Here is a 12,429-nt window from a genome sequence, read left to right as displayed (position 1 = left end):
CGCGCTCCCGGCAGTAGTGTGCAGTGGGGGCGATTCTACCCTATGGTGGCCCGCTTCAACACCGCTTCTGGCCACCGGGGACACGCCGCTGGGCATCTATCTGCACGGGCACCCCCGGTTCCAGGCGGATACGCACCGCGCCATCATGGGCGGTACTCCACAGGCAGCTGTGCTGGCGGCGGAAGCGCCGTACCACCTCATCGGCCGGGTGCTGGAAGGCATTATCGCGTCCGGCACTGAAGATGGCATGCCGAGGCATCGCTTCACGGACGAACTGCACACCGGAACTGGTGTGACTGCCGTGATGGCCCGCCACCAGCACCGTGACGTCACCGGCCAACAAGGGCAGCAAGTGGCGTTCCACCTGACGCCCCACATCACCGGTGATCAGCAGCCGATGCTCTCCCACCTGGACTTCCAGCACGCAGGAGCGGTCATTGGAAGAGAGCTGCTGATGTCCTGCCGGGGGCCAGAGGAAACGATAAGTGACGCCGTCCTGCTGCCATTGCTGGCCCTGCTCACAGGGCATGCTGTCGACGATCAGCGGCTCGTCCAGCGGAGCACGCCAGTCCGCCACCTGATGTTCGTCCCGCAACGCTTCGACGCCGCCTGCGTGGTCGGTATCGGCATGGCTGACCACCACCAGGTCGAAGGCCTGACCAGGCGGCCAGAGCGTTTGCAAGGGCATGAAACCGCTGCGAAAACGCGGCCCCGTGTCGTAAAGCATCCGATAATCGGCGCTGCGCAGCTCGACCAGCTGGCCCTGCCCCACATCGTGCACGGTGACGACCAGCCGACGCTCTTCGACGCGTTCACTTGGCCACCAGGGAGCGCTCAGCGCCAATAGCGTGACCAGTATGCGCACCCCGCTGGGCGTGGCGGGCAATCCCCAGCCAAGCGCCAGCAGCAGCCAGGCCAGTGCCAACGGGTAAACGTGCTCGGGCGGTGGCTGCCACAGCGGTGCCAGGGCCAACGAGGCCTCCAGTAGATAATGGAACAGCGCCAGCGCCTGTGTGAACACCCACCAGGCTGCCAGCCCAATGCCCGGCAGCGGCGCGAGCAGCCACCCCAGCAGCGCCGAAGGCACCATGATCGAGCTGACCCAAGGTACGGCCAACAGGTTGACCAGCGGAGCCGCGGGCGCCACTCGGCCAAATGCCAACAGCACCGCCGCCGCCATCAGCGGGGCCAGCAACAGCTGGGAACGCAGCAGCGCCCAGCACCAGCCTTTGATACCCCGAGGGCGAGGGCGCCCCTGCCAGATCACGATCAGCCAGCCCACCGCCACGAACGACAGCCACAAGCCGGGCCGCCATAGAGAGAGCGGGTCGGCCACCACGATAACGGCGAGGGCCAGCCACCAGGCCTGCCAGGGGCCTGGCGCATGGCGCCCGCTCAACACCCATAGCCCCAGCAGGGTCATGATCATGGCGCGCATGGCAGGAGGTGCCAGCCCTGCCAGCAGTGCATAGCCCACGGCAGCCGCCCCCGCCACCCACCAGGGCCAGACGCGCAGGCGCCAGTCACCGGGAGTCATCAGCCGTGCTGCCAAGCGGGCCAACAGCAGCGCAAAGGACGCCACCAGGCCAACGTGCAAACCGGAAATCACCACCAGGTGCGTGGTGCCGGTGGCATTCAACAGCGCCCAGTCCTGCTGCGTCAGCTGGTCGCTATCGCCCAGCGTCAACGCGGCCAGCCAGCGCTGGGTACGCGCCTCTGGCGCAGTACTCTCCAGGTAGGCCACCGCCTGCTGGCGTAGTTGGAAAGGCGCCTCCGACAAACGTTCGGGCGCAGGGTCGTTGCGTACATAGCCAGTGGCATGAATACCTTCACGCCACAGCCACTGGGCATAGTCAAAGCTGTTGGGGTTGGCAAAGCCTCTGGGTGGGCGCAGCCGAACGGTCAGCTGCCAGCGCTCGCCAACGGCGTAAACCGCACTGGACTGGGTGGCAGACGAGGGAAAAGCCGAGTAGGCGCTGACCCGCACTTGCTTCAGCCGATCACAGGGCAGCAGGGACTCCGGCGAGCGGCACGCTTCTACCGCCAGCCTCAAACGTTGGCTGCCCCCGTCCTCTCTTTGCACGTGGAGCACGCGGGCCTCCAGCGTCAGGTCCTGGCCGCTCAAGCCGTCGGGCAGTCGCTTGCCCCACTCCTGCTGAAGGGTCAGCACCATCAGTGCCACCAGCGCTAGCCATATCAACCCACGAGGGCGCGTCGTCGCCATGACTACGGCCGCCACCATCAGCAGTGCCAGCGCCAAGGTGGCGTCTCGCTCGGCCCCCAGCCAACCCGCCAGCGCACCGCCCAACAGCGCAGCCAAGGCCGCTGGCACCGCACTCCCTCGCCCCATTCCACCTCCCTGGCCGAGACTCTTCGCCTCAGTAACGTAGCCTAAGCCCTGCGCTATGTGGATAATAGCCTGCACCAATAGCAAGAGTACCTGACATGCCGCGCCGTTTCCTGCAGCGCTACATGCCTAAACCGGACACCATCCGACGCCAACGATCGCTACGTTTCATGGCGCCGTTGATTGCCGATCCAGGTTTGTGGCTACTCACTCGACGCAGCGTTGCCAATGCATTCAGCGTCGGGCTTTTTTGTGCCATGCTGCCCATTCCTTTTCAAATGGTCGTGGCCGCGCTGGGGGCACGGCTGGCTCGCTGCAATCTGGCGCTCTCGGTAGGCCTGGTGTGGGTCACCAATCCGCTGACCATGCCGCTGATCTTCTACATCAATTACCGGATCGGTACTTTTTTGCTGGGCGCTCCGGTACGCGAGGCGCCATCACGCATTTCGACCCGCTGGATAGCCGAGCAGATGCACGACATCCTGCCGCCTCTCCTGCTGGGCTCACTGATCACTGCCATCGCACTGGCCCTCATCGCCAACGTCGCAATTCGGCTCATCTGGCGCTGGCACGTCTCCCATAACTGGAAACGCCGCCGCCTGAAAAGGCGACGGCGCAGAGCCTGCATCGAATCGCAGTTCGACGATTAACCCCTGAGCGATTAACTCTGGAGCTGCTCGACGAGCCGCCCACCATCCAGCTTCATGACCCGATCCTGATGAGCCGCCAGGCTCACATCGTGGGTCACGATCACGAAGGCGCAGGCGCTCTCCTTGGCCAGCTCATCCATCAAGTCCAGAATGGTACTGGCGGTGGTCTGATCGAGATTGCCAGTGGGCTCATCCATCAACACCAGGCTCGGGTCGGTCACCAGCGCCCTGGCAATGGCCACACGCTGGCGCTCGCCGCCCGAAAGCTCACCAGGCTTGTGGTCGGCACGCGCCTTCATGCCCACCCGGTCGAGCAGCTGCAAGGCGCGCTGTTCGGCGACCTTTTTCGCCTGGCCGCGAATGATCAGCGGCAGCGCGGCATTTTCCAGCGCAGTGAACTCGGCCAGCAGGTGGTGGAACTGGTAAACGAAGCCAATGTAGCGGTTGCGAAATTTGCCAAGTGCAGCTTCGTTCAGCTCCGACAGCGGTTCGCCAGCGATCACCACGCTGCCTTCGCTGGGGCGATCCAACCCTCCCAGCAGGTTCAACAGCGTGGTCTTGCCGGAACCGGAGCTGCCCACGATGGCCACGCGCTCCCCAGCATGTACCTGAAGGTCCAACTGGTCCAGCACCGTCAAATCCTGCGGCCCTTCGCTATACACCCGTGTCAGGCCACGGCATTCCAGCATGACGGCGGGTGGTTGAGTAATCGTCGAAGTCATTGGAGCATCCTTATTCATAGCGCAGTACGTCAGCCGGTTGAACCCGAGCTGCTCGCCAGGCAGGGTAAAGTGTCGAGAGGAACGTCAGGCCGAAGGCGGCCAGCACGATGTCCCGCACATCGCTCCACTGCAAGCGCGAGGGCAAGTCGCTGATGAAGTAGACCCCGGCATCGAGGAACTGGATGCCGAAAGCACTCTCGAACCAGGCGATGATGTCGGAAATGGTCAGCGCCAGCGCAATGCCGACCGCTACGCCGACGGCAATGCCGATCAAGCCGATGGCCAACCCCTGGACGATGAAAATACCCATGATCGAGCGCGGCGTGGCACCGATGGTGCGCAAGATGGCAATGTCGGCACGCTTGTCGGTCACTACCATGACCAGGGTGGACACGATGTTGAACGCCGCCACCGCAATGATCACCGTCAGCAGCAGCGCAATCATGCGCTTCTCCATCTGGATGGCCTGGAACAGGTTGCCGTGGGAGAACGTCCAGTCGGTGCCACGATAACCCGAGCCCAACTCCCTGACGATGGCCTGGGTTTCGCTCCCGGCCACGAACAGGTCATCCAGCTCGAGTCGCAGCCCACCTACGGCGTCGCCCATGCGCGCCAGGGTCTGCATGTCTTCGATGTTGGCATAGGCCAGATTGGCATCCAGATCCGCGCCCACGCTGAATATTCCACTGACCGTGAAACGCTTCAGCCGGGGAAAGACCCCAGCGGGCGTAATCGACGCTTCGGGCACCAGCAGCGTGACGCGGTCACCCACCCCGACGCCAAGACGCCTGGCCAGCATGGAGCCCAGCACCACATTCCACTCGCCGGGCACCAGATCGGCCAGCTCACCTTCCCGCATGTGCTGGCCAATGATCGATACTTGGCCTTCCCAGTCGGGGTGGATGCCGTTCACCATGGCCCCCTGATTACGCCCACCCGACGAAAACATGCCCTGCTGTTCGACATAAGGCGCCGCGCCAATCACTCGCTCGCGCTGCGTCAGCCGGTTGGCCAAGGCCTCCCATTCGACCAGACCCTCCTGCGCTTCGATCTTGGTGTGTGGCACCATGCCGAGGATGCGCGTACGCAGCTCATGATCGAAGCCGTTCATGACCGACAACACCAGAATCAACACCGCCACGCCGAGCATCAATCCGAGCATCGAGGTCAGTGAAATGAACGAAATAAAATGGTTCCGGCGTTTAGCGCGCACATAGCGCAGCCCCACCAGGAAAGGCAAACGATCAAGCATGGCTTCATTCCTTAATAATGAGCGTCCATGGTACGGTTTTTTCAGCATGGCTGCATGTACAAACGCAGCCTTAGAGTAGCGAAAGCAGCAGCTGTTCCCTGGCACACGGTAACGCTTGCAAGTTGCGTGGCAACCCCCTAAATTGCGGCCGTTCCTCTTGCCCGCTGGGCGAGCTCTCTTACCTCGACACGAGTACCCGTGACATTGGCTATCAAGACGTATCGCTTGCTCCCCGAATGGCATCCACAGGATGGCCTACAGTTGACCTGGCCCCGCCCAGACGGCGACTGGGCGCCCATGCTATCGCGGATCGAAGCGACCCTTGAGCGCATTGTGTTGGCCACCGCACGCTATCAACGCGTCATCATCAGCGTGCCGGATGAGGCGACTCGGCAACGCCTGCTCGCCACGTTCAGCGCTTATGGCATCCCCGACGCGCAGCTGCAGCTGATTGTCGCACCCACCGACGATACCTGGGCGCGCGATCACGGCCCCATCACGGTGCTGGACGAAGAGGATCAGCCCCTGCTGCTGGACTATACCTTTACCGGCTGGGGCGGCAAATTTCCTGCCGAGCACGACAACCAGCTCACCCAATGGCTGGCCGACGCCGGAGTATGGGCCTGCCCCGTCGCCTCTCGGGCCATGGTACTGGAAGGGGGCGGCATCGAGACCGACGGCGAAGGCACGCTGTTGACGACCGAAGCCTGCCTGCTGAACCCCAACCGCAACCCGACCCTCAGCCGCGCCGACGTGGAAGCCCGGCTGGCTGACGATTTCGGCGTGGACCGCTATCTGTGGCTGGCTCATGGCCACCTGGAAGGCGACGACACCGACAGCCATGTGGACACGCTGGCACGCTTTTGCGACCCCACCACCATTGCCTACGTGCGCTGCGACGATCCAACAGATCCGCATTATCCGGCACTGCAGGCCATGGAACAGGAGCTCAAGGCGTTCCGCCAGCGCAATGGCGAGCCCTACCGCCTGATCGCCCTGCCCTGGCCACAGGCATGTTTCGACCCGGAAGATGGCCACCGGCTGCCGGCCACCTACGCCAACTTCCTGATCATCAACGAGGCGGTACTGGTGCCCACCTATGGTGACCCCGCCGACGTGGTTGCCCTGCAAGCCCTGGCCACGGCGTTTCCGGAGCACACGCTGATCCCGATCGAGTGTGTGAGCGTGATTCGCCAGCACGGCAGCCTGCACTGCCTGACCATGCAGCTACCCAAAGGCACACTCGCCCCGATTGTTTCCATGTCTTGAAGCTAATGTATTGAAGCTAATGTCTTCAAACTAACGTCTTGAAGTGAAGGTCTTGAGGAGAACGGCATGTCACACACGCTGAACGTTGCGGTCATTCAACAGGCTGCCTGGCCTGACAAGGCGCGCAGCCTGGCAGAGAGCGAAGCCGGTATTCGCGAAGCAGCCCGTCAAGGTGCCCAGCTGGTACTGCTGCAGGAGCTGCATGCTACCCACTACTTCTGCCAATACGAAGACCCGGCGCTGTTCGATCTGGCCGAGCCGCTGGATGGCCCCACCGGGCAGCGCCTGGCCGACCTGGCAAAAGAGCTGGATATCGTGCTGGTGGGCTCGCTGTTCGAGAAGCGCGCCGCAGGCCTCTACCACAATACCGCCGTGGTATATGACCGCGCCCAGGGTCGCGTGGGCCAGTATCGCAAGATGCACATTCCCGACGATCCCGGCTTCTACGAGAAATTCTACTTCACCCCCGGCGACGCCGATGCCGCCCGTGGCGATGGTTTCACCCCCATCGACACCTCGGTGGGACGCCTGGGCATCCTGGTGTGTTGGGATCAGTGGTATCCGGAAGCCGCACGACTCATGGCGCTGGCGGGCGCGGAGCTGCTGCTCTACCCCACGGCGATTGGCTGGGACCCCAGCGACGACCCTGCCGAAAAAGCTCGCCAGAAGGAAGCCTGGACGCTGATTCAGCGTGCCCACGGCGTCGCCAATGGCCTGCCGGTACTGGTCGCCAACCGGGTGGGCTTCGAAGCCGACCACTCGGGCGTCGGCGAGGGTATCGAATTCTGGGGAGGCAGCTTCATCTGCGGCCCCCAAGGGGAACTGCTGGCCCACGCTGGCGAGCAGCGCGAGCAGCTGGTGGTGACTCTGGACATGGCGCGCAGTGAAAACACGCGACGCATCTGGCCTTACCTGCGCGACCGCCGTATCGATGCCTACGGTGACCTGACGCGCCGCTACCGGGACTGAGCCAAGCGTCCTTTCAACCACCGCCATCGTAAAAAAACGCCTGCTCGGGTAACCCGAGCAGGCGTTTTCATTTGCACCACGAGGCGTCCCTTCCTCACGCCATGTCGCCCGTCGCCTGCCGACAAGCAGGGCTGGACGTCACGGGCTCACTTCCAGAAATCGCGGATCGACGCGATCCCCTGAGCCCCCACGGCGCGGGCGTGGTTGGCATCGAAGCGCGTCATGCCACCCAGCGCAAACACCGGCATGCCCGCCCGCTCGACCAACTGCTGGAAGTCGTGCCACCCCATGGGGGCCACTTCCGGGTGGGAGGGCGTGGTACGCAGGGGTGACAGCGTCACGAAATCGCAGCCCAGCACGGCGGCTTGAGACAGCTGTGTCTGGTCATGGGTCGAGGCAGAGAGCCACTTGTTTTCGGCAATGGGGCGGCGGTCCAGCGACATCAAACGCGCACTGGTGAGATGAATACCGTCGGCATCCACCTGCTCCAGCACTTCCGGCTCGGCATTGAGCAGCAGCTTGGCGCCGTACTGGCGGCACAGCGCCAACGCACGCTCTGCCCGCGTCAGGTAGGCCGCTTTATCCAGCGACTTGGCCCGCAGCTGCACCAGGCGAACATTATCCTCACGCAGGGCACGTTCCAGCAGCGCTGCAAACCGCTCATCATCGGCCTCTTCACCGGTAATGAGGTATTCGGTAGGCAGCATCACTGCGCGCAGGATGGGCAGATTGGCGGCGGGGAACGGGTAGTTCACCAGCTCGTCCATGGGTACCCAGCGCACGGCCTGACCTTCACGCCCGAAAGGTTCACCGGCAAACTCATGCACTTGCCACACGTCCAGCAGAATGTGCTTGTCCGGGTACTCGTGGTGCACACGAATCAGAGGCTGGGCGCGCACGATCTCTACCCCCAGCTCTTCATGCAGCTCACGCTTCAGACCTTCCAGGCCCGTTTCATAGGGCGCCAGCTTGCCGCCAGGAAACTCCCACAGGCCGCCATGATCGACATTGGACGGCCGACGCGCGATCAACACGTGCTTCTGATCAGCGCTGATGATGGCCGCTGCCGCGACATGAACCCGTCGTTTTACCATTACACTCATTACGTCTAATCCACTCTGTGCGCGCCGCACGGGACAGGTACGGCGCTATCTGGCTTTGTTGAGTACGATGCCACAGCCTAGCTGCGGTAATCCGCATTGATGGACACATAGTCATGGGAAAGATCGGAGGTCCATACGGTAGCCCCCTCCTCACCACGACCCAGCGTGATCCGAATGGTGATCTCCTCCTGCGCCATGACCGCACTGCCAGCGGCCTCGGTATAACTGCTGGCGCGACCGCCCTGCTCCACCAGCCTCACGTCCCCAAGGTCGATGACGACGCGGCTGACGTCGAAGGCCTCAACTGGCGCACGGCCCACTGCGGCCAGAATACGCCCCCAGTTGGCATCCGAGGCATACAGCGCGGTTTTCACCAGCGGCGAGTGGGCAACGGTGAAGGCGACATCCAGTGCTTCCTGGCGGGTACGCGCCTCATCGACCTGCAAAGTGACGAACTTGGTCGCTCCTTCGCCATCACGAATGATGGCCTGTGCCAGCTCGGTCATCACACGCTGCAGGCCATTGCGAAAAATCGCCACCTGCTCATCGCTTTCGATGCGAGCGCCGGTTCCCGTGGCCGCCAGCATGCAGGCGTCGTTGGTGGAGGTGTCGCTATCCACCGTGATGCAGTTGAACGACCGGTCGACGGTCTCGCGCAGCAGGGTTGCCAACAGCGTTTGCTCGATGGCCGCATCGGTGACCACGAACCCCAGCATGGTGGCCATGTTGGGCTTGATCATGCCCGACCCTTTGGTAATGCCGTTGATGGTGACCTGCTGCTCCCCCAGCGCTAGCGTCACAGTTGCCCCTTTGGCGCGGGTGTCCGTGGTCAGAATACCTTCGCCGGCGTGTTGCCAAGCCTGACTACTGGCCGCCAGGGTGTCCAGCGCTGGCGGCATACCCCCCAATAGCCGCGCCATGGGCAGCGGCTCTCCGATCACACCGGTCGAAAACGGCAGTACCTGCTCCGCCGAAACGCCTGCCTGCGCGGCCAGTGCCGCGCAGCTCTCACGCGCATCCTGCAGCCCTGAGTCGCCGGTACCCGCATTGGCATTACCGGTATTGATCAGCCAGTAGCGAGGTGCCTTCCCCGCCGCCTGACACTGTGCCATGTGCTCCTTGGCCACGGTGACCGGCGCTGCGCAGAACGCATTGCGGGTAAACACGCCCGCCACGCTAGCGCTTTCGGGCAGTTCGATCACCACCATATCGCGGCGGCCCGGCTTCTTGATGCCCGCCATTGCAGTGCCCAGACGCACCCCTTCAAGGGGTGGCAACTCCGGAAAGGGAAGGTTACCCACCGCCATGTTTCTCTCCTTAACGTGCGCTAACGATAATCAGCTTAGTTTGCCGCAGCACTGCTTGTATTTCTTGCCGGAACCACAGATACACGGATCGTTACGGCCGACTTTCGGCCCCTCACGGCGCAGCGGGCGACCATCGGCACCAGGCGCGACTGCCTCACCGTCTTCGCTGGGCGCATCATGGCGGCTGGCCGCCGTGGCCTTCTCACGCGCCAGCTCTTCGCGGCGCTTCTGCTCCAGCGCATCCACTTCTTCTGGTTGGCGCACCTGGACATGACTCAGGATGCGGGTGACATCGGCCTTGATGTTGGTCAGCAGATGCTGGAACAGTTCGAAGGACTCGCGCTTGTACTCCTGCTTGGGGTTCTTCTGGGCGTAGCCACGCAGATGGATACCGCGACGCAGGTGGTCCATGGATTGCAGATGCTCTTTCCAGCGCGTATCCAGCACCTGCAGCATGACCTGCTTCTCGAAACGGCGAATCAACGCCGCACCCGCCGAGGCAATCTTGGCTTCGTAAGCTTCACGATGCATGGTCTGCAGGCGCTCACGCAGCTTCTCTTCACTGAAGCGCTCATCCTCTTCCGCCCACTGAACCACCGGTGCGTCCAGATTGAACTCGGTTTTCAGATGCGACTCCAGGCCATGCAGATCCCACTGCTCGGCCAGGCTCTGCGGCGGCACGTAGGTGCTGATGGCCTCTTCCATCACCTCCTCACGAATACCCAGCACGGCGCTCGATACGTCGTCAGAGGCGAGAATTTCGTTACGCTGCTCGTAAATGACGCGGCGCTGGTCGTTGGCGACGTCATCGTACTCGAGCAGCTGCTTACGAATATCGAAGTTGCGCCCCTCGACTTTCTTCTGGGCACGCTCGACGGCGTTGGACACCATCTTGTGCTCGATGGCTTCGCCACGCTCCAGGCCCAGCGCCTGCATCAAGCGCTTCACTCGGTCCGAGCCGAACAGTCGCATCAGGCTGTCTTCCAGCGAGAGGAAGAAGCGCGTGGAGCCCGGGTCGCCCTGACGGCCCGCACGGCCACGCAGCTGATTGTCGATACGACGCGATTCGTGGCGTTCGGAACCGATCACGTGCAGCCCGCCAGCGGCCAGTACCGCATCATGACGCTCCTGCCACTCGGCTTTCAGGGCATCGAGCTGGGCCTGGGTCGGGTTCTGCAGCTTGGCGGCATCAGCCTCCCAGTTGCCGCCCAGCATGATATCGGTACCACGACCGGCCATGTTGGTGGCAATGGTGATGGCGCCGGGACGCCCGGCCTGGGCAATGATTTCGGCTTCGCTCTGGTGCTGCTTGGCATTGAGCACGCTGAATTTGAGGCCCGCGTCACGCATCAGGCGTGCCAGATATTCGGAGGTCTCGATGGAAGCCGTACCGACCAGCACCGGGCGGCCCGCCTCGGTCTCGGCAGAGACGTCCTTGATGATCGCTTCGTACTTCTCTTCGGCACTCAGGTAGACGAGGTCGTTGAGATCCTTGCGTGCCAGAGGCCGGTTGGTGGGAATGACGATGACGTCGAGGCCGTAGATCTGACGAAACTCGAAGGCCTCGGTATCTGCAGTACCGGTCATGCCCGCCAGTTTTTCATAAAGGCGGAAGTAGTTCTGGAAGGTGGTCGATGCCAGGGTCTGGCTTTCACGCTGAACGGTCACGCCCTCTTTGGCCTCGACCGCCTGGTGCAGGCCTTCCGACCAGCGGCGGCCAGGCATGGTGCGCCCAGTGTGCTCATCGACGATGACCACTTGCCCGTCGGCGACGATGTAGTCGACGTCAAGATGATAGAGGTGCCGCGCCCGCAGCGCCGAGTGCATGTGCTGCAACAGGTTGAGGTTTTGCGCCGCATAAAGCGAATCGCCTTCGCCCAGCAAGCCTTCGGCGCGCATCAACTCCTCGACCTTGTTATGGCCTTGCTCGGTGAGCTCGACCTGCTTCTGCTTCTCGTCCAGCACGAAGTCGCCTTCGACAGGAGCGTCTTCGTCTTCGGATACTTCCGCCTGCTCCAGCTGCTGGGCCAGACGGTTGACGATGGTGTACAGCTCGGTGTTCTCGTCCACCGCACCGGAAATGATCAGCGGCGTACGTGCTTCGTCGATCAGGATGGAGTCCACTTCGTCGACAATGGCATAGTGCAAACCGCGCTGCACCTTGTCCTCCAGCGAGAACGCCATGTTGTCGCGCAGGTAGTCGAAGCCAAACTCGTTGTTGGTGCCGTAGGTGATGTCACATTGGTAGGCGTGGCGCTTCTCTTCACCGGTCTGGCCAGCAAAAATCACCCCTATCGACAGCCCCAGGAACTCATACAGCGGGCGCATCCACTCGGCATCACGGCGGGCCAGATAGTCGTTCACCGTGACCACGTGTACCCCTTTGCCCGTCAAGGCATTCAGGTATACCGCCAGCGTGCCCACCAGGGTCTTGCCCTCGCCGGTTTTCATTTCGGCGATACGGCCGCGGTGCAGCGTCATGCCACCGACCATCTGCACATCGAAGTGACGCATGCCCATGACTCGCTTGCCGGCTTCGCGCACTACCGCAAAGGCCTCAGGCAGCAGTTTATCCAGGCTTTCCCCAGCCTCCAGACGCTGGCGCAGCTCGGCCGTCTTGGCCTGCAGCTCGCCATCGCTCAAGCCGACCAGAGTCTCTTCCAGCACGTTGACACTCTGCACGCTCTTGAGCATGCGTTTGACTTCACGGTCGTTCTTGGAGCCAACGACTTTGCGTAACAAGGAATTAATCATGAAATATCCACATCAACAGGAGCGACCTCTTCAGGCGCACTCTTTCATAGGGTCAA

General features: G+C 62.7%; 9 protein-coding genes. 3 read left to right on the top strand and 6 right to left on the bottom strand.

Going from position 1 to position 12,429, the window contains the following annotated elements; translation table 11 throughout:
• Nucleotides 1-55 precede the first annotated feature (55 nt).
• Nucleotides 56-2,350: a DNA internalization-related competence protein ComEC/Rec2 gene (locus tag FEU76_RS13215; RefSeq protein ID WP_144983575.1), complete on the bottom strand. Its 2,295-nt coding sequence runs from the start codon at nucleotides 2,348-2,350 to the stop codon at nucleotides 56-58.
• Between the two features lie 95 nt (nucleotides 2,351-2,445).
• Between FEU76_RS13215 and FEU76_RS13210 the strand changes: the two genes are divergently transcribed.
• Nucleotides 2,446-2,997, top strand: a complete 552-nt coding sequence (locus FEU76_RS13210; protein WP_039177335.1) for a DUF2062 domain-containing protein — start codon at nucleotides 2,446-2,448, stop codon at nucleotides 2,995-2,997.
• An 11-nt stretch (nucleotides 2,998-3,008) separates the two neighbouring features.
• Here the strand turns inward: FEU76_RS13210 and FEU76_RS13205 are convergent, their stop codons facing one another.
• Nucleotides 3,009-3,719 carry an ABC transporter ATP-binding protein gene (locus FEU76_RS13205; RefSeq protein WP_039177339.1) on the bottom strand — a complete coding sequence of 237 codons (711 nt, stop codon included), beginning with the start codon at nucleotides 3,717-3,719 and terminating at the stop codon, nucleotides 3,009-3,011.
• 10 nt (nucleotides 3,720-3,729) lie between these two features.
• Nucleotides 3,730-4,971 carry a lipoprotein-releasing ABC transporter permease subunit gene (locus FEU76_RS13200; protein WP_081137070.1) on the bottom strand — a complete coding sequence of 414 codons (1,242 nt, stop codon included), beginning with the start codon at nucleotides 4,969-4,971 and terminating at the stop codon, nucleotides 3,730-3,732.
• Between the two features lie 198 nt (nucleotides 4,972-5,169).
• On the opposite strand from FEU76_RS13200, the gene FEU76_RS13195 reads away from it, so the two are divergent.
• Both FEU76_RS13195 and FEU76_RS13190 read left to right on the top strand, forming a co-directional pair.
• Nucleotides 5,170-6,240 (top strand): agmatine deiminase family protein, encoded by a 1,071-nt coding sequence (locus FEU76_RS13195; protein ID WP_186299146.1) that lies wholly within the window; start codon nucleotides 5,170-5,172, stop codon nucleotides 6,238-6,240.
• A 66-nt stretch (nucleotides 6,241-6,306) separates the two neighbouring features.
• Nucleotides 6,307-7,209, top strand: a complete 903-nt coding sequence (locus FEU76_RS13190) for a carbon-nitrogen hydrolase (protein WP_039177348.1) — start codon at nucleotides 6,307-6,309, stop codon at nucleotides 7,207-7,209.
• Nucleotides 7,210-7,355: 146 nt separating this feature from the next.
• Here the strand turns inward: FEU76_RS13190 and FEU76_RS13185 are convergent, their stop codons facing one another.
• The 3 genes from FEU76_RS13185 to secA all read right to left on the bottom strand — a co-directional run bounded on the left by FEU76_RS13185 (nucleotide 7,356) and on the right by secA (nucleotide 12,373).
• Complete coding sequence (locus FEU76_RS13185; protein ID WP_227407926.1) at nucleotides 7,356-8,312, bottom strand: Nudix family hydrolase; 957 nt, start codon at nucleotides 8,310-8,312, stop codon at nucleotides 7,356-7,358.
• Between the two features lie 77 nt (nucleotides 8,313-8,389).
• On the bottom strand, nucleotides 8,390-9,619 hold the full coding sequence (argJ, locus tag FEU76_RS13180) for a bifunctional glutamate N-acetyltransferase/amino-acid acetyltransferase ArgJ (protein WP_144983572.1): 1,230 nt from the start codon (nucleotides 9,617-9,619) through the stop codon (nucleotides 8,390-8,392).
• Between the two features lie 30 nt (nucleotides 9,620-9,649).
• Entirely contained in the window at nucleotides 9,650-12,373 is a 2,724-nt protein-coding gene (gene secA / locus FEU76_RS13175; protein WP_096923161.1) for a preprotein translocase subunit SecA, read from the bottom strand.
• Nucleotides 12,374-12,429 lie beyond the last annotated feature (56 nt).

The sequence above is a fragment of the Halomonas sp. C22 genome (assembly GCF_007655045.1).
Lineage (GTDB): Bacteria > Pseudomonadota > Gammaproteobacteria > Pseudomonadales > Halomonadaceae > Vreelandella > Vreelandella hamiltonii.
Note: the sequence above shows the minus strand (reverse complement) of the source record. Positions and strands in the feature narration are given on the sequence as shown.

Bases quoted from the DNA above. Each gene is read 5' to 3' on its own strand.
- argJ (WP_144983572.1), bottom strand. From the start codon at position 9,619: ATGGCGGTGGGTAACCTTCCCTTTCCGGAGTTGCCACCCCTTGAAGGG.
- FEU76_RS13205 (WP_039177339.1), bottom strand. From the start codon at position 3,719: ATGACTTCGACGATTACTCAACCACCCGCCGTCATGCTGGAATGCCGT.
- FEU76_RS13200 (WP_081137070.1), bottom strand. From the start codon at position 4,971: ATGCTTGATCGTTTGCCTTTCCTGGTGGGGCTGCGCTATGTGCGCGCT.
- FEU76_RS13190 (WP_039177348.1), top strand. From the start codon at position 6,307: ATGTCACACACGCTGAACGTTGCGGTCATTCAACAGGCTGCCTGGCCT.
- FEU76_RS13210 (WP_039177335.1), top strand. From the start codon at position 2,446: ATGCCGCGCCGTTTCCTGCAGCGCTACATGCCTAAACCGGACACCATC.
- FEU76_RS13215 (WP_144983575.1), bottom strand. From the start codon at position 2,350: ATGGGGCGAGGGAGTGCGGTGCCAGCGGCCTTGGCTGCGCTGTTGGGC.
- secA (WP_096923161.1), bottom strand. From the start codon at position 12,373: ATGATTAATTCCTTGTTACGCAAAGTCGTTGGCTCCAAGAACGACCGT.
- FEU76_RS13185 (WP_227407926.1), bottom strand. From the start codon at position 8,312: ATGAGTGTAATGGTAAAACGACGGGTTCATGTCGCGGCAGCGGCCATC.